This window comes from Xanthomonas sp. D-99 (assembly GCF_017746145.1).
Taxonomy (GTDB): Bacteria; Pseudomonadota; Gammaproteobacteria; order Xanthomonadales; family Xanthomonadaceae; genus Xanthomonas; species Xanthomonas cissicola.
This window is the reverse complement of the sequence record NZ_JAGHWU010000016.1, coordinates 37,657-54,798: the sequence shown is the minus strand read 5'-3', so window position 1 is coordinate 54,798 and position 17,142 is coordinate 37,657. Positions and strand designations below refer to the sequence as shown.

The 17,142-nt window shown below is 62.8% G+C and carries 13 protein-coding genes and 1 tRNA gene; 13 read left to right on the top strand and 1 reads right to left on the bottom strand.

Annotation, left to right across the window (positions count from 1 at the left end):
* Position 1: 1 nt before the first annotated feature.
* From J7360_RS07355 to pnp, 13 genes are all read left to right on the top strand, one after another.
* Positions 2-664, top strand: a complete 663-nt coding sequence (locus tag J7360_RS07355) for an NADH-quinone oxidoreductase subunit J (protein ID WP_016849582.1) — start codon at positions 2-4, stop codon at positions 662-664.
* Positions 661-966: an NADH-quinone oxidoreductase subunit NuoK gene (gene nuoK / locus J7360_RS07350; RefSeq protein ID WP_005914274.1), complete on the top strand. Its 306-nt coding sequence runs from the start codon at positions 661-663 to the stop codon at positions 964-966. The genes J7360_RS07355 and nuoK overlap by 4 nt, the downstream gene beginning before the upstream one ends.
* Positions 967-973: 7 nt before the next feature.
* A complete protein-coding gene (nuoL, locus tag J7360_RS07345; protein WP_057661703.1) occupies positions 974-3,133 on the top strand; it encodes an NADH-quinone oxidoreductase subunit L in 2,160 nt (719 codons plus the stop codon).
* Between the two features lie 20 nt (positions 3,134-3,153).
* Positions 3,154-4,656, top strand: a complete 1,503-nt coding sequence (locus tag J7360_RS07340) for an NADH-quinone oxidoreductase subunit M (protein ID WP_209033565.1) — start codon at positions 3,154-3,156, stop codon at positions 4,654-4,656.
* A gap of 36 nt (positions 4,657-4,692) precedes the next feature.
* The gene (gene nuoN, locus J7360_RS07335) at positions 4,693-6,153 is read left to right on the top strand and encodes an NADH-quinone oxidoreductase subunit NuoN (protein WP_007963102.1); all 1,461 of its coding nucleotides are present in this window, start codon (positions 4,693-4,695) and stop codon (positions 6,151-6,153) included.
* 198 nt (positions 6,154-6,351) lie between these two features.
* Positions 6,352-6,428, top strand: a tRNA-Met gene (locus tag J7360_RS07330).
* 196 nt (positions 6,429-6,624) lie between these two features.
* Positions 6,625-7,215 (top strand): ribosome maturation factor RimP, encoded by a 591-nt coding sequence (gene rimP, locus J7360_RS07325; RefSeq protein ID WP_007963101.1) that lies wholly within the window; start codon positions 6,625-6,627, stop codon positions 7,213-7,215.
* A 4-nt stretch (positions 7,216-7,219) separates the two neighbouring features.
* Positions 7,220-8,731 (top strand): transcription termination factor NusA, encoded by a 1,512-nt coding sequence (gene nusA, locus J7360_RS07320; RefSeq protein ID WP_057661707.1) that lies wholly within the window; start codon positions 7,220-7,222, stop codon positions 8,729-8,731.
* A 95-nt stretch (positions 8,732-8,826) separates the two neighbouring features.
* Positions 8,827-11,541: a translation initiation factor IF-2 gene (gene infB / locus J7360_RS07315; RefSeq protein ID WP_003485576.1), complete on the top strand. Its 2,715-nt coding sequence runs from the start codon at positions 8,827-8,829 to the stop codon at positions 11,539-11,541.
* A 143-nt stretch (positions 11,542-11,684) separates the two neighbouring features.
* The gene (gene rbfA, locus J7360_RS07310; protein ID WP_022559493.1) at positions 11,685-12,077 is read left to right on the top strand and encodes a 30S ribosome-binding factor RbfA; all 393 of its coding nucleotides are present in this window, start codon (positions 11,685-11,687) and stop codon (positions 12,075-12,077) included.
* A 79-nt stretch (positions 12,078-12,156) separates the two neighbouring features.
* Entirely contained in the window at positions 12,157-13,083 is a 927-nt protein-coding gene (gene truB, locus J7360_RS07305; RefSeq protein WP_209033563.1) for a tRNA pseudouridine(55) synthase TruB, read from the top strand.
* Positions 13,084-13,239: 156 nt separating this feature from the next.
* A complete protein-coding gene (rpsO, locus tag J7360_RS07300; protein WP_003485583.1) occupies positions 13,240-13,500 on the top strand; it encodes a 30S ribosomal protein S15 in 261 nt (86 codons plus the stop codon).
* A gap of 168 nt (positions 13,501-13,668) precedes the next feature.
* A complete protein-coding gene (pnp, locus tag J7360_RS07295; protein ID WP_007963205.1) occupies positions 13,669-15,783 on the top strand; it encodes a polyribonucleotide nucleotidyltransferase in 2,115 nt (704 codons plus the stop codon).
* A 277-nt stretch (positions 15,784-16,060) separates the two neighbouring features.
* On the opposite strand, the gene J7360_RS07290 is transcribed toward pnp, so the two are convergent.
* On the bottom strand, positions 16,061-17,113 hold the full coding sequence (locus tag J7360_RS07290) for a DUF2272 domain-containing protein (RefSeq protein WP_057661713.1): 1,053 nt from the start codon (positions 17,111-17,113) through the stop codon (positions 16,061-16,063).
* Positions 17,114-17,142: the final 29 nt, after the last annotated feature.

The window sequence follows — 17,142 nt, the reverse complement described above, 5'->3', positions numbered from 1 at the left end:
CATGATGGACTGGGTCTCTATTGCTTTCTACGCCTTCTCCGCCGTCGCGGTCGTGTCCGCCGGTGCGGTGATCAGCGTGCGCAACCCGGTGTACGCCGTGTTGTGCCTGATCCTCACGTTCTTCTCGATGGCATGCATCTGGTTGCTGGTCGGGGCCGAATTCCTCGGCGTGACCCTGGTGCTGGTCTACGTCGGCGCGGTGATGGTGCTGTTCCTGTTCGTGGTGATGATGCTGGACATCGACACCAGCCGCCTGCGCGAGGGTTGGGTCAAGTACATGCCGCTCGGCGTCATCGTGGCGGTTGCCATGCTCGCGCAGATGGTCACGCTGATCGGTGTCAAGGCGCGTAGCGCAACGCCGTTCCCGGCAGACAACGCAGCTGCGCAAGCGGCAGACAGTTCCAACCTGACCTGGTTGGCCAAGAGCCTGTACACCGAATTTCTGCTGCCGTTCGAATTTGCGGCGGTGATCCTGACGGTGGCGGTGGTGGCTGCAGTGATGCTGACGCTGCGCAAGCGCACTGGCATCAAGTTGCAGAATGCCGGCGAGCAGTCGCGAGTGAAAGCGGGCGACCGTCTGCGCATGGTCAAAATGGCGGTTGAAAAGCCGGTACAGGTTGCGCCGCAGATCGACGCGGCCGACGGACAGGAGGCGAAGTCTTGATTACCTTGGGCCACCTGCTTGGACTGGGCGCGGTGCTGTTCTGCATCTCGCTGGCCGGCATCTTCCTCAACCGCAAGAACGTCATCGTGTTGCTGATGTCGATCGAGTTGATGCTGCTGTCGGTCAACGTCAACTTCATCGCGTTCTCGCGCGAGCTTGGCGATACCGCTGGTCAGTTGTTCGTGTTCTTCATTCTGACGGTTGCCGCTGCGGAGGCTGCAATCGGCCTTGCGATCCTGGTGACTCTGTTCCGCACGCGCCGCACGATCAATGTGGCCGAAGTCGATACGTTGAAGGGCTGACCTGTAGATGGAAATCACTCTCTCAAAGAGTCTGTTGATCGCAGTGGTGCTTGCACCGCTGGTCGGCAGCATCATTGCCGGCCTGTTCGGGCGCCAGGTCGGACGCAAGGGCGCGCAGTACGTCACCATCCTCGGTGTTGCGGTCAGCTGCGTATTGTCGTGCGTGACGCTGTATCAGCTGGTGGAACAGGGCGCCAGCCCGTTCAACCAGAACCTCTACACGTTCTTTGATGTCGGCAATTACTCTGCGCATGTCGGCTTCATGGTCGACCGCCTGACCGCAATGATGATGGTGGTGGTGACCTTCGTGTCGCTGCTGGTGCACATCTACACCATCGGCTACATGGAAGAAGATCCGGGCTACCAGCGCTTCTTCAGCTACATCTCGTTGTTCACCTTCTCCATGGTCACGCTGGTGATGAGCAACAACTTCCTGCAGCTGTTCTTCGGCTGGGAAGCGGTGGGTCTGGTGTCGTACCTGCTGATCGGTTTCTGGTTCAAGCGTCCCACGGCCGTGTTCGCCAACATGAAGGCGTTCCTGGTCAACCGCGTCGGCGACTTCGGCTTCATCCTCGGTATCGCCGGTGTGTTGTTGTGGTTCGGCTCGCTGGATTACTCCACCGTGTTCGCCAATGCGACCACCATGGCCGGTGCCAAGGTGCAGCTGTTCGCGGGCCACGAATGGAGCGTGATGACGCTGATCTGCATCTGCCTGTTCATCGGTGCGATGGGCAAGTCGGCCCAGGTGCCGTTGCACGTGTGGCTGCCGGACTCGATGGAAGGCCCCACACCGATCTCGGCGCTGATCCATGCCGCAACGATGGTCACCGCCGGCATCTTCATGGTGGCGCGCATGTCGCCGCTGTTCGAGCTGTCGGAGACCGCGCTGAACTTCATCCTGTTCATCGGTGCGACCACGGCGTTTTTCACCGGGCTGATCGGTATCGTGCAGAACGACATCAAGCGCGTGGTTGCGTACTCCACGCTGTCGCAGCTGGGTTACATGACCGTGGCCTTGGGCGTGTCGGCGTATTCGGCAGCCGTGTTCCACCTGATGACCCACGCCTTCTTCAAGGCGCTGCTGTTCCTGGCTGCCGGCTCGGTGATCATCGGCATGCACCACGAGCAGGACATGCGCAAGATGGGTGGTCTGCGCAAGTACATGAAGGTGACCTACTGGACCAGCGTGATCGGTACGTTGGCATTGGTCGGTACGCCGTTCTTCTCTGGCTTCTACTCGAAGGACACCATCATCGAAGCGGCCGCGCATCATGCGCATGAGTCGCATAGCTGGGTCGCAACCTATGGCTACTGGGCAGTGCTCGGCGGCGTACTGGTGACCAGTTTCTACAGTTTCCGTCTGCTGTTCCTGACCTTCCACGGCAAGGAGCGCTTCCGCGACGCCCATGCGCACGACGCGCATTCGCATCACGACAGCGCGCATACCGATGCCGAAGCGCAGGTCCACTCGCACGATGCGCATGGCCACGACACGCATGGTCACGACGATCACGGACACGGTCACCATGGTGCGCACGAGCCGCATGAGTCCAAGTGGGTGGTAACGCTGCCGCTGGTCTTGTTAGCAATCCCTTCGATCGCGATCGGCTTCTTCACGATCGGTCCGATGTTGTTCGGGACCGACTGGCAGGGCCACCATGCAGCGCACGCCATGCAGGGCCAGGCAGTTTCGTTCTTTACTGGCATCGTCGATTTCTACGATCCGGCACGCGATACCGTTGGTGCGTTGGCCGAAGAGTTCCATGGTCCGGTCGCATTCGCGCTGCATGGCATGCTGGCCGCTCCGTTCTTCCTGACGGTTGCCGGGCTGTTGCTGGCAGCGCTGTTCTACCTGTGGAAGCCGGAACTGGCCACCAAGTCGCGCAAGACATTCGCGCCGATCGTGTGGTTGCTGGAAAACAAGTACGGCTTCGACAAGCTCTGGATCAATGGCTTCGCCGGTGGTGGCGTTGTGCTTGGCAAGGCGTCACGTGCAGTCGATACCCATGTGGTCGACGGCGCTGTCGTCAACGGTTCTGCCCGACTGATCGACCTGGCTGCAAATCTGCTGCGTCGCACGCAATCCGGTTTCCTCTATCACTACGCCTTCGCAATGATCATCGGTTTGATCGCCTTGTTGGCGGTACTGATGCATTTCTGGCGTTGACCTGTACGGAATAAGAAAACGTGTCGAACTGGCCTTTACTGTCTATCTTGATCTGGCTGCCGATTATCGGTGGCGCCCTGATCCTTGCGTTGCGCAACGCCGAGACTGCCCGCTGGGCGTCCCTGGCGGTAGCGGTGGCGACCTTTGCGCTGAGTCTGCCGCTGCTGGGCTACGACACGGCCAATGACGCCATGCAGTTCATCGAACTGCACGCCTGGATCCCGGCCTACAACATCGGCTACAACCTGGGCGTGGATGGCATCGCGGTCGCGTTGATCGTGCTGACCACGCTGGTGACGGTGCTGGCCCTGATCGGTGCCTGGCGCTCGATCGACAAGCGCGTCAATCAGTACGTCGCTGCCTTCCTGATCCTGGAAGGCGTCACCGTCGGCATCTTCGCCGCCACCGACGCGATGTTGTTCTACGTGTTCTTCGAAGCCATGCTGATCCCGATGTTCCTGATCATCGGTGTCTGGGGCGGCCCGCGGCGCATCTACGCGGCGATGAAGTTCTTCCTGTACACCTTCCTTGGCTCGGTGCTGATGCTGGTGGGCCTGGTGTACCTGTATCTGAAGGGCGGCAGCTTCCAGCTCGCCGATCTCTACGCGCTGCAGCTGACCACCAAGGAACAGACCTGGATCTTCTTCGCGTTCCTGATCGCCTTTGCGGTCAAGGTGCCGATGTTCCCGGTGCACACCTGGTTGCCGGACGCGCACGTCGAGGCGCCGACGGCCGGTTCGGTGATCCTGGCGGCCATTGCGTTGAAGATCGGCGGCTACGGCTTCCTGCGCTTCAACCTGCCGATCGTGCCGGATGCGAGTCATGAGTTCGCCTGGCTGGTCATCACGCTGTCGCTGATTGCGGTGATCTATGTCGGCCTGGTGGCGTTGGTGCAGGACGACATGAAGAAGCTGGTGGCGTATTCGTCCATCGCGCACATGGGTTTCGTCACGCTCGGCACCTTTATCGCCTTCACTTTGGTGCGCGAGTACGGCAGCACCGATGCTGCCCGTCTGGGCCTTCAAGGCGCGATGGTGCAGATGATTTCGCACGGTTTCGTGTCCGGTGCGATGTTTTCATGCATCGGCGTGCTCTACGACCGCATGCATACCCGTCGCATCGCCGATTACGGCGGCGTGGTCAACGTGATGCCGTGGTTCGCCACCTTCTCCATGTTGTTCTTCATGGCCAATGCCGGCTTGCCTGGAACGAGTGGTTTTGTCGGCGAGTTCATGGTCATCCTGGCCAGCTTCCAGAAGCACCCGCTGGTGGCCTTCGCTGCGGCCACCACGCTGGTGATCACCGCTGCGTACACACTGTGGCTCTACAAGCGCGTGTTCTTCGGCGAAGTGGCCAATGCACACGTGGCCGAACTGAAGGACATCAATGGCCGCGAAGCGTTCGTGCTGGGAGTGTTCGCCGCCGGCGTGCTCGCCCTGGGCCTGTACCCGAAGCCGCTGACCGATCTGATGGAACCCTCGATCGCCAAGCTGGCAACCCAGATTGCCGCGACCAAGCTCTGACCGCTTGCCGTACGTTTTGATTTCCAGGATTTAATGATGACCACGCCAACGCTTGCGCCGTTGACCACCGCTGACCTGGCTCCGCTCTTACCGGAGCTGGTGCTGATCGGCGGCGCCTTCGCACTGCTGATGCTCGACCTGTTCGTGAGCCAGCGGAACAAGGTCTGGACCCACCTGTTCTCCGTTGCCGTGCTTGCCGTGGTGCTCGTGTTGCTTGCGACCGGCACGGGCGGGCAGGGCGATATCTTCAACGGCATGTTCGTGCGCGACACGGCGGCCGATGTGATGAAGACCGTGATCGTGCTGGTCAGCGGGTTGAGCCTGGTCTATGGCTGGACCTACCTGCGCGAGCGCAATCTTTACCAGGGCGAAATTCCGGTATTGGTCCTGTTCGCCACTGCCGGCATGATGTTGCTGGCATCGGCCGGTAGCCTGCTGATGGTGTATCTGGGCCTGGAGCTGCTGGCGCTGTGCTCCTACGCACTGGTCGCCTCCAATCGCGACAATGGCTTGGCCACCGAAGCGGCGATGAAGTATTTCGTCCTGGGCTCGCTCGCGTCGGGTCTGCTGCTGTACGGCATGTCGCTGGTCTACGGCGCCACCGGTACGCTCAGCCTGGCCGGCATCCATGATGCGATCGAAGGCTCCAACGAGCGCACGTTGCTGCTGACCGGCACCATCTTCATGATCGCCGGCGTCGCCTTCAAGCTGGGTGCTGCGCCCTTCCACATGTGGCTGCCCGACGTGTATCAGGGTGCGCCTGCGCCGATCGCGTTGTTCATCAGCTCGGCGCCCAAGCTTGCAGCGTTCGGTATGGCCTATCGCCTGCTGGAAGTCGGGATGGGTCCGTTGTCGCCGCAGTGGCATCTGCTGATCGGCGGCTTGTCGGCGGTGTCGCTGGTGGTCGGTAACCTGATGGCCATTGCGCAGAGCAACCTCAAGCGCATGCTCGCATACTCGACGGTCTCGCATATCGGCTTCCTGCTGATGGGCGTGGCAGGCGGCGGGGAAGAAGGCTACGCGGCTGCGATGTTCTACGCGGTCAGCTACACGATCATGTCCACTGCGTCGTTCGGCGCCATCATCGCGCTGTCGCGCAATGGGTTCGAGGCGGAAAACATCGACGACTTCAAGGGACTCAACGCGCGCAATCCCTGGATGGCTGGCCTGGTGCTATGCATCATGGCGTCTTTGGCAGGTATCCCGCCGTTCCTCGGTTTCTGGACCAAGCTGGCGGTGCTGGGCGCGGCAGTGAAGGGCGACATGCTGTGGCTGGCGTTGGTCGGCGTGATCTGTGCCGTGATCGGTGCGTACTACTACCTGCGCGTCATCAAGGTCATGTACTTCGACGAGCCGGTAGGCGAGCCGTTGCCGGCCAATAACGATCGTGTGCTGGGTACCGTGCTCGGCGTCAATGCGCTGGCCCTGCTTGCACTTGGCCTGGCCTGGAGTCCGATCATGGTGTGGTGCCAGCGCGCGTTCGCCGGCCTCGCATAAGACCTCTACGCGACGCTGGGTCTCGCAGTGCCACATCGTGTAGTTGGCATCGCACTGAAATAAACCGTGTTTACTGTTTCGTTTTTGTTGCATTGCGGGTATTATTCGCCGCGACGTTGAACAGCCGCCACGCTGTTCGACAGATGAAAAACTAGGGCTTGCAATTGCCGCTCAAGTTCTTCATAATTCCGCTTCTGCTGCGGGGTGGAGCAGTCTGGCAGCTCGTCGGGCTCATAACCCGAAGGTCGCAGGTTCAAATCCTGCCCCCGCTACCAAGTTTCGAATTGTTGCTTCATCGCAGTGATTCAGCTCTTGGATCGTAAGGACGCATGTTCCCGTCTTTACGCCGACCCTGAGAGGTCGGGCTTTTTTCACGCAAGGGGCCCATCGGGCCCCTTGTTTTTTCCGGAACCGGAAAGTTTGCTGCCGGTTGCCGGGGTTCTACTGGCAATCATCTGATCAGGGCAGTCTGTGAGCGAAAAAGCGACCGAAATCGCGAATCTGCTGAGTCCAACGGTTGAGTCCCTGGGCTTGGAACTGCTGGGCGTGGAATATCTTCCCGCTCCAGGCGGCGCCACTTTGCGCCTGTATATCGATGTGCCGCTGGCCGAACAGCCCGAGCGTGTCATCAATGTCGACGATTGCGAGCGCGTGAGCCGTGAAGTCTCCGCCCAGCTCGACGTCGAAGACCCGATCAGCGGCAACTACACGCTGGAAGTGTCATCGCCGGGTGTGGATCGTCCGCTGTTCACGCTGGAACAGTTCGCGCGCCACACCGGTGAGTCGGCAAAGATCGTCTTGAAGCTGGCGCAGGATGGTCGGCGCCGCTTCCAGGGCGAGATCCTGCGCATCGATGCCGAGGCAGATGCGGTGGTGTTCGCCGTCGATGGCAAGGACGTGCAGATCGGCTACGACAATATCGACAAGGCGCGCATCGTGCCGGATTGGGTTGCGCTGGGTCTGGCACCGCAGAAACCGAACAAGCCCGGCCCGAAAAAAACCGGGCACGAAAAGAAGAAACCATCCAACGAGTCGGCGGCTGGCAAGCCGCGCGCGGAGTGACGAAATGAGCAAGGAACTTTTGCTGGTAGTGGATGCGGTCGCCAACGAGAAGGGCGTGCCGCGCGAGGTGATCTTCGAAGCGATCGAGGCCGCGCTGGCGTCCGCAGCGAAGAAGCGCTATCCCGACCAGGACGTGCTGGCCCGCGTGACCATCGATCACAAGGACGGTACTTACGAAACCTACCGTCGCTGGGAAGTGGTTGCCGATGACGTGGTGATGGAATCCCCCGACCGCCAGGTGCGTCTGATGGATGCCATCGACGAAGCCGATGGCGTGGAAGTGGGCGATTACATCGAAGAACAGATCGAGAATCCCGACTTCGGCCGTATCGCCGCGCAGGCCGCCAAGCAGGTGATCGTGCAGCGTGTGCGCGAGGCCGAGCGTCAGCAGGTGGTGGATGCGTGGAAGGATCGTGTGGGTGAGTTGATCACCGGCGTGGTCAAGCGCGCAGAACGCGGCAATATTTTTGTCGATCTTGGCGGCAACGCCGAAGCCTTCATTCCGAAGGACAAGGGCATTCCGCGCGACGTGCTGCGTCCTGGCGACCGCGTGCGCGGTTATCTGGCCGAAGTGCGCTCCGAGCCGCGTGGCCCGCAGCTGTTCATCAGCCGTGCCGCACCGGAATTCATGATCGAACTGTTCAAGCTGGAAGTGCCGGAAGTCGGTCAGGGCCTGGTCGAGATCAAGGCTTGCGCACGCGATCCGGGCGACCGCGCCAAGATCGCCGTGATCGCGCACGACGCCCGCACCGACCCCATCGGCGCATGCATCGGCATGCGCGGTTCGCGCGTGCAGGCGGTGTCCAACGAACTCAATGGCGAGCGCGTGGACATCGTGTTGTGGAACGAGAACCCGGCCAACTTCGTCATCAACGCAATGGCGCCTGCCGAAGTGCAGTCGATCATCGTCGATGAAGACAAGCACTCGATGGATCTGGCCGTGGCGGAAGACCGCCTGGCGCAGGCGATCGGCAAGGGCGGCCAGAACGTGCGTCTGGCCAGCCGCCTGACCGGTTGGCAGCTCAACGTGATGACCGCCGACCAGGTGGCCGCCAAGTCCGAGGCCGAGCAGGCCGCGGCACGCCAGCTGTTCATGGACCGCCTGGAAGTGGACGAGGAAATCTCCGCGATCCTGGTCTCCGAAGGTTTCAACACGGTCGAAGAAATCGCCTACGTGCCGGTCGGCGAGTTGCTGGCGGTGGAGGGCTTCGACGAAGACATCGTTGAAGAGCTGCGTGCCCGTGCCCGCGATGCGCTGCTGAACGCCGCGCTGGCCGAGGAGGAGGGCCTGGAAGGAACTCAGCCCACCGAGGACCTGCTGGCGCTGGAGGGGATGGACGAGGACACGGCCTTTGCGCTGGCCGAGCACGGCGTGCGCACCAGCGAGGACTTGTCCGACCTGGCAGCGGACGAGATCGTCGACTTCGGCATCGAGGGCATGACCCAGGAGCGCGCTGCGGCGCTGATCCTGGCGGCCCGCGCCGAGGAGATCGCCCGTTTGGAGCGCGGCGAATGAGCCGGCAATGAACCGCGCCCTGACCCCATCAGGGCTTAGAATCAGCGTATCCCTTGCTCTGGGCGAGGGGGCGCCAACCAGATCATAGGATCCGAATGTCGCAGCAAACCACCATCCGCAAGCTTGCCGAACTGGTCAATACGCCGGTCGATAAACTGCTGGTTCAACTGGCCGAGGCCGGAATGAAGTTCAGCGGTCCCGACCAGGTCGTGACCAGCACCGAGAAGATGAAACTGCTTGGCTTCCTGCGTCGCACGCACGGCAAGGCCGAAACGTCTGCCGAAGCGGCGAGTGAAGCAGCCAAGAAAATCACGCTCAACCGGCGCAAGCTGCAGGAAGTCACTGTCAACGCCGGCCGCACCAAGACCACGGTCAACGTGGAAGTGCGGCAGAAGCGCACCTACGTGAAGTCCGAGAACGAAGGTGGCGGCCGCGCCGCGCCGATGACGCCGGACGAAGAACGCGCCGATATCCTGCGGAAGCTCGAGGAGTCGCGTCAGCGCAACCTCGAAGAGCAGCAGCGCCTGGCCGAAAGCGACCGCGTGCGCGACGAAGCAATTCAGCGCAAGCGCGAGGAAGAGCAGGCCGCCAAGGACCGTGCAGAAGCCGAGCGCAAGGCTGCCGAGGAAGCCGCTGCGGCTGCCAGCGCGCCGGCCCCGGTTGCTGATGCGCCGACGCCGTCTGCCGCGGCGCCGGCTGCGCGTTCGCCTTCTTCGCCGTCCTCCGCGCCGCGTGCGGCACGCCCGGCGGGTGCATCTCCGGCCTCGCGTCCGGCAGCGCCGGCACGTGCGGACGACCGCAGCAATGCCGCCAAGCACAAGACGCGCGGTTCGCACGTCATGGTAGCCGGGGTCGAGGATGACGATGCGACCAAGCGCTTCGCCGGGCAGTTGCATCTGTCCGCGGCCGATCGCGCACGCCGTTCCAATGTGCGCGGCAAGCCGACCGGTCGCCCGGGTTCGTCGTCCTCGCGCCGCGGTAACGACAGCGGCCGTGGCGGCAGCCAGGCCAACAGCGGCCCGCACGGGTTCGAGCGCCCCACCGCACCGGTGGTGCGTGAAGTGGCGATCGGCGAGACCATCACCGTTGCAGACCTGGCGCAGAAGCTCGCGCTCAAGGGCGGCGACGTGGTCAAGGCGTTGTTCAAGATGGGCGTCATGGCGACCATCACCCAGAGCATCGATCACGACACCGCCGCACTGGTGACCGAAGAGCTCGGCCATAAAGCCGTGCGTGCCGACAATGCCGACTTCGAAGACGCGCTGCTGGCGCATGCCGAAGATGCGCAGGGCGAGGCCACGTCGCGTCCGCCGGTGGTCACCATCATGGGTCACGTCGATCACGGCAAGACCTCGCTGCTGGATTACATCCGCCGTACCAAGATCGCCTCCGGCGAAGCCGGCGGCATTACCCAGCACATTGGTGCGTATCACGTCGAAACTGGTCGTGGCGTCATCAGCTTCCTGGATACGCCCGGCCATGCCGCGTTTACCTCGATGCGTGCCCGCGGCGCCAAGATCACCGACATCGTGGTGCTGGTGGTTGCCGCCGACGATGGCGTGATGCCGCAGACCAAGGAAGCGGTTGCGCATGCCAAGGCGGCAGGCGTGCCGCTGATCGTGGCGGTCAACAAGATCGACAAGACCGGCGCGGATCCGCTGCGGGTCAAGAACGAGCTGCTGGCCGAAAACGTGGTGGCCGAAGAGTTCGGTGGCGACACCCAGTTCATCGAAGTGTCGGCCAAGCTCGGTACCGGCGTGGACACGCTGCTGGACGCGATTTCGCTGCAGGCCGAAGTGCTGGAACTCAAGGCCGTTGCCGAGGGCCGCGCCAGCGGTACCGTCATCGAATCTTCGCTGGACAAGGGCCGCGGCCCGGTGGCGACGGTGCTGGTGCAGCAGGGTGCGCTGAAGCGTGGCGACTATCTGGTGTGCGGCATCCAGTACGGTCGCGTGCGTGCGTTGTTCGACGAAACCGGCCATCAGCCGGCCTCGGCGGGCCCGTCGATTCCGGTGCAGGTGCTGGGTTTGTCCGGCGTTCCGGAAGCCGGCGACGACTTCGTGGTCGTCGACGACGAGCGTCTGGCCAAGGACGTGGCGCAGCAGCGCGAAACCAAGCGCCGCGAGTCGCGTCTGGTTGCCTCGGCGACCAACCGCATGGAAGACATCCTGGCCCAGATGGGCAAGGGCGAAGGCCAGCAGGTGTTGAACCTGGTGATCAAGGCCGACGTGCAGGGCTCGGTGGAAGCGCTCAAGCAGTCGTTGGTGGCGTTGTCCAACGAGGACATCCGCATCAACGTGATCCACTCCGGCGTGGGCGGCATCACCGAATCCGACGCAAATTCGGCCGCTGCTTCCAAGGCGACGATCATCGGCTTCAACGTGCGTGCGGATGCCTCGGCGCGCAAGATCGTCGAGTCCAACGGGATCGACCTGCGTTACTTCTCGATCATCTATGACGTGATCGATCAGGTGAAGCAGGTGGCCTCCGGTCTGCTCGGCGTGGAAATCCGCGAGGAGATCATCGGTATCGCACAGGTGCGCGATGTGTTCCGCAGCTCGAAGTTCGGCGCCGTTGCAGGCTGCATGGTCATCGAAGGCGTGGTCAAGCGCAGCAAGCCGATCCGCGTGCTCCGCGACAGCGTCGTGGTGTTCGAAGGCGAGCTGGAATCGCTGCGTCGCTTCAAGGAAAACGTCGACGAAGTGCGCAACGGTACCGAATGCGGTATCGGCGTGAAGGCTTACAACGACGTCAAGGCCGGCGACCAGATCGAGTGCTTCGAGCGTATCGAAGTGGCCCGTACGCTGTAACGGCTGCCGGGGCTCGCGGGCCCCGGACTCCGTCCTGCGGAGTTGTCCAATGCAGGTTCTGCAAGGCGAGGGCGGCATGGCCGCCCGCGTTTGTTTTTGGCTTCGGTGCCTACTGGCCCTCCGAATCAACCAGGTCCCCGACCATGCCAACCAAATCATTCCATCGCACCGACCGCGTATCTGCGCAGGTGCGTCGCGACCTCGGCACGATCGTGCACGCGGCCGTGCGCGACCATGGCCTGCCGTCGGTCAGCGTGTCAGACGTCGAAATCAGTCGCGACCTGGCGCACGCCAAGGTCTTCGTCACCGCGCTGCAGCAGGAGCGTTCGGCCGAAGCGGTCAAGGGGCTCAAGGAAATCGCCGGCCAGCTGCGTACGCAGTTGGCGCGCGCGATGAAGCTGCGTCACGTACCCGAGCTGCACTTCCATTACGACGATTCGGTCGATCGCGGCGAACGCATCGACAATCTGCTGCGTGACCTGGACGACGTTGGCCCCGAGGCCACGTCCAGCGACAAAGATGCCGAACAGCGCTGAGCGCTGTCACGGCCTGCCGCTTCTGCCGCGGCCCTGATTCCCGCGGGCGCGCACTGCGCCTGATTCGAGCACCGATCTTTTGAAACCCCGCATCGTCTACCGCCCGTTGCACGGCATCCTGCTGCTGGACAAGCCGTCGGGGCTGAGCTCCAACAATGCATTGCAGGCCGCACGCCGGTTATTGCGCGCAGAAAAGGGCGGCCATACCGGCAGCCTGGATCCGCTGGCCACCGGCCTGTTGCCGCTCTGTTTTGGCGAAGCGACCAAGATCGCCGGACTGCTGCTCGGTTCAGCCAAGGCGTACGACGCCGAGATCGTGTTGGGCGTCACCACCGACACCGACGATGCCGACGGCGAGCCGCTGCGCGAGCGCGCGGTGCCGGATCTGAGCGAGGCCGATTTCCAGGCGGCGTTGGCGCCTTTCATCGGCCGTATCCAGCAACAGGCGCCGATTTATTCCGCGCTCAAGCAGGGCGGCAAGCCGCTGTATGCCAAGGCGCGACGCGGCGAACGTATCCAAGCGCCGGTGCGCGAAGTGGATGTGCAGGCGATCGAGGTGCTGGGCTACGGCACCCCGAGTCTGCGCCTGCGCGTGACCTGCGGTTCGGGCACGTATATCCGCAGCCTGGCGCGCGACCTGGGCGAGGTGCTGGGATGTGGAGCGCACATCGCCTCGCTGCGTCGGCTGTGGGTGGAGCCGTTTCGCGCTCCGCAGATGATCACGCTGGAGGCGTTGTCGGCAATTTTGGAGGCGGGTGCCCAGGCGCAGACACTACTGCTGCCGATCGAGGCCGGCCTGGCCGATTTTGCGCGAATCGTGCTCGATCAAACCCGCGCGGCACGTTTCCGCATGGGCCAGCGCTTGCGTGATGCTGCATTTCCGACAGGGCAGGTGGCCGTATTCGGTCCTGACGGAACCCCCTCGGGACTAGGCCTGGTGGACGCCGACGGGCGCTTGTCGCCACAACGATTGTTCAATGGACTGAACGAAATTCCGGCCTGTTAAGATTTTGTCAACTTGTTCCCTGGGCCGGGCGACGTTACAATTTCGCGGCCCCGATCGGGGCACCTTAGCGCCAAGCGCGCTCATCCTAAGCAAACGGCGAGTCCGACGGTGCGTCATGCACGTTCCTGTCGACCACGCATCTATCGAGAAAACATCATGTCCGTCGACACCCAGAAAGTTATTGAAGACAACAAGCGCAGCGCCCAGGACACCGGTTCGCCGGAAGTGCAGGTGGCCCTGCTGACCGCGCGCATCGAGCTGCTGACCGGCCACTTCAAGACCCACAAGAAGGATCACCACAGCCGTCGTGGTCTGCTGCAGATGGTCAACCGTCGCCGCAGCCTGCTCGACTACCTGAAGAAGAAGGACAACGAGCGTTACAAGTCCTTGATCGAGAAGCTCGGCCTGCGCCGCTAATCGAGTCCTACCGCCGCGGCGCAGCGATGCGCCGCGGTTTTGTTTTGTTCAATCGCACTACGTTTCACGCAATGCGCACTCTTGGGCCGGAGCCTCCCGGCCGCCCGTTCTCGGCATGGGTCGACGACGGTCCAACGCAGACAGCAATACCTAAGGGAAAAAACCTCCGTGGCAAAAATCACCAAAACCTTCCAGTACGGCAAGCACACCGTCACTCTTGAGACGGGCGAAATCGCTCGCCAGGCAGGCGGCGCCGTGATCGTCAAGTTCGACGACACCGTACTGCTGGTCACCGCCGTCGCCGCCAAGAGCGCGCGCGAAGGGCAGGACTTCTTTCCTCTGACGGTCGATTATCAGGAGAAGTTCTACGCTGGCGGCCGCATCCCGGGCGGCTTCTTCAAGCGCGAAGGACGCGCGACCGAGAAGGAAACGTTGATCTCGCGCCTGATCGATCGTCCGATCCGTCCGCTGTTCCCGGAGGACTACAAGAACGAAGTGCAGATCATCGCCACCGTGATGTCGATGAACCCGGACATCGACGGCGATATCGCCGCGCTGATCGGCGCCTCGGCTGCGCTGTCGCTGGCCGGCACTCCCTTCAAGGGCCCGATCGGCGCCGCCAAGGTCGGCTACAAGAACGGCGAATACATCCTCAACCCGACCGTGACCGAGCTGAAGGATTCGCAGCTGGAGCTGGTCGTGGCCGGTACCGCCAACGCGGTGCTGATGGTCGAGTCCGAAGCCGACCTGCTGTCCGAAGAAGTCATGCTGGGCGCAGTGACATTCGGCCATCGCGAGATGCAGAAGGTCATCAACGTCATCAACGAGCTGACCGTCGAGGCCGGCACCAAGCCGTCCGACTGGGTGGCCCCGGCGAAGAACGACGGCATGATCGCTGCCCTGAAGGAAGCGGTTGGCGACCAGCTGGCGTCGGCATTCCAGGTGCGCGACAAGCTGCAGCGTCGCGATGCGATTTCGGCGATCAAGAAAGACGTGCTGGGCGCACTGGCGCCGCGCGCCACCATCGAAGGCTGGGCTGCCGGTGATCTGGCCAAGGAATTCGGCGAGCTGGAATACCAGACCATGCGTGGTTCGGTGTTGAGCACCAAGGTGCGTATCGACGGTCGTGCACTGGATACCGTGCGTCCGATCAGCGCCACGGCCGGCGTGTTGCCGCGTACCCATGGCTCGGCGCTGTTCACCCGCGGCGAGACGCAGGCGATCGTGATCACCACGTTGGGCACCGCGCGCGACGGTCAGGTCATCGACGCGGTGTCGGGCGAGTACAAGGAAAATTTCCTGTTTCATTACAACTTCCCTCCGTACTCGGTGGGCGAGTGCGGTCGTTTCGGTGCGCCGAAGCGTCGCGAAATCGGCCACGGCCGCCTGGCCAAGCGCGGCGTGCTGGCAGTGATGCCGACCCTTGAAGAATTCCCGTACACCATCCGCGTGGTCTCGGAAATCACCGAGTCCAACGGTTCGTCCTCGATGGCATCGGTCTGCGGCAGCTCGCTGGCGCTGATGGATGCTGGCGTGCCGATCAAGGCGCCGGTCGCGGGTATCGCAATGGGTCTGGTCAAGGAAGGCAACGACTTCGTCGTGCTCTCCGACATCCTGGGTGACGAAGATCACCTCGGCGACATGGACTTCAAGGTGGCCGGTACTGCCGAAGGCGTGTCCGCCCTGCAGATGGACATCAAGATCGAAGGCATCACCGAAGAGATCATGAAGCAGGCATTGCAGCAGGCCAAGGCTGGCCGTCTGCACATCCTGGGCGAGATGGCGCATGCGCTGACCACCCCGCGTCAGGAGCTGAGCGACTACGCGCCGCGCCTGCTCACCATCAAGATCCACCCGGACAAGATCCGCGAAGTGATCGGCAAGGGTGGCTCGACCATTCAGGCCATCACCAAGGAAACCGGCACGCAGATCGACATCCAGGACGATGGCACGATCATCATCGCCTCGGTCAATGCCATCGCCGCGCAGGCTGCGAAGTCGCGCATCGAACAGATCACCTCGGACGTGGAGCCGGGCCGCATCTACGAAGGCAAGGTCGCCAAGATCATGGACTTCGGTGCGTTCGTCACCATCCTGCCGGGCAAGGACGGCCTGGTGCACGTCTCGCAGATTTCCAGCGAGCGCGTGGAGAAGGTCGGCGACAAGTTGAAGGAAGGCGATCTGGTCCGCGTCAAGGTGCTGGAAGTGGACAAGCAGGGCCGCATCCGCCTGTCGATCAAGGCAGTGGAAGAAGGCGAAGGCGTGCAGGCGTCGGCCGAGTAATCGCTGCGTGCTGATGCATCATGCGTGATGCATGACGAAAGAGCGGGCTTCGGCCCGCTTTTTTGTTGTGTGCTCGATTGCTTCTCCCGTTGGGAGCACGTGGCACGCAGCGCCGGATGAAGGCGCGGCAAAGGCCTCGTGATATTCGGGATGCGCAGCTTCGCCCCTTACCCTCACCCCAGCCCTCTCCCGCAGGAGAGGGGCTGTGAATCCTTCTCCCATGGGAGAAGGTGCCCGGCGGGGGCGGATGAGGGTGTGTCCGGCCTTACAACTTGATCTATCCTTGTTGCTGCGTCGGCGCGGGCTGCGTGTCCGGACGCGGCGGCACAACGCGAGGGAAACCCGGCGGCATCGTTTGTTCTGCGGGCGCGGTGCTGGGTGTCGGCAGCGGCGCCGTCGGCGGCGGCGCAACCACTGCCGCATCAGGACGCAGTTTCAGTAGTGCGGCCCAGTCGCGGCGATTGAAGTCGCACAATTCTTCGTGCGCCGGCGTGCATTCGCTGGCGATGCCCAGGCTGTCTTCGTTCTGGTCCTGCGTGCTGTCCGATTGCGGTGTTGGCAACACCACGCGGCCGGCGCGATCCAGCGGCATCTTGCGCATCATCACCGTGTTGAACACGTTGCCGCCGATCAGGTATAGGGTGCGATCGCCGCCGACATTGGCGGCCACCACCACATCGCAATGCGATTGCCATGGCATCGGTGCGCTGCCACCCAACGCGGCCTTCAGGCCGGCATAGCCCATCGCGGTGCTGCGGCCGCGCAGCAGACACAGCAGATCGCCGGGCGCCGGCTTCTCGACCGCCGGATCGGTAAACCGGTACGGTCCGGTAGCGCCGTCGTTGTAGGCGCTGCGGATGTAATCCAGATGCCGCGCGGAGCGATGAAAACCGCCCAGCCCCGACTGCGTCATCACCCAGGAAATGAAAGCGGCCGACCATGGGTTGTCGATCAGAAATGCGCGGCAGTCGCTGACGGTGTAGCGCGTGCCATCCAATGCCGCGCAGCTCGATGCGCCAGGCCTGCCGCCCATCGACGCAAGCGTGCCGCTGTCGCGCCAGTAGCCTGCAACGCGTTGCCAGGCGACCACACCGTGATCGGCGAGATAACCGGATTCGGCTTCGGTCACGCCCAGGCTGGCCAGGCGGCCCTTGGCATCGATAAACGGGTGCTGCCACAAACGGTGCTCATTGCAGGCGCTGCGCACGATGGCGATCGCGGCGGGACTCGTTCCGAACCGTGGCGGGATATCGCACACCTCCGCAGCCGCAGCGCTACTTCCGATACCTGCCAGCAAGAGGCAGATCCACGGCCAAGGTTTGACGGTCATTGCAGGTCCTGCACGGAAACATCGCAGCA

Excerpts from the sequence above, each read along its gene's own strand:
- J7360_RS07355 (WP_016849582.1), top strand. The coding sequence starts at position 2 with ATGATGGACTGGGTCTCTATTGCTTTCTACGCCTTCTCCGCCGTCGCG.
- nuoL (WP_057661703.1), top strand. The coding sequence starts at position 974 with ATGGAAATCACTCTCTCAAAGAGTCTGTTGATCGCAGTGGTGCTTGCA.
- nuoN (WP_007963102.1), top strand. The coding sequence starts at position 4,693 with ATGACCACGCCAACGCTTGCGCCGTTGACCACCGCTGACCTGGCTCCG.
- nusA (WP_057661707.1), top strand. The coding sequence starts at position 7,220 with ATGAGCAAGGAACTTTTGCTGGTAGTGGATGCGGTCGCCAACGAGAAG.
- infB (WP_003485576.1), top strand. The coding sequence starts at position 8,827 with ATGTCGCAGCAAACCACCATCCGCAAGCTTGCCGAACTGGTCAATACG.
- rbfA (WP_022559493.1), top strand. The coding sequence starts at position 11,685 with ATGCCAACCAAATCATTCCATCGCACCGACCGCGTATCTGCGCAGGTG.
- rpsO (WP_003485583.1), top strand. The coding sequence starts at position 13,240 with ATGTCCGTCGACACCCAGAAAGTTATTGAAGACAACAAGCGCAGCGCC.
- J7360_RS07290 (WP_057661713.1), bottom strand. The coding sequence starts at position 17,113 with ATGACCGTCAAACCTTGGCCGTGGATCTGCCTCTTGCTGGCAGGTATC.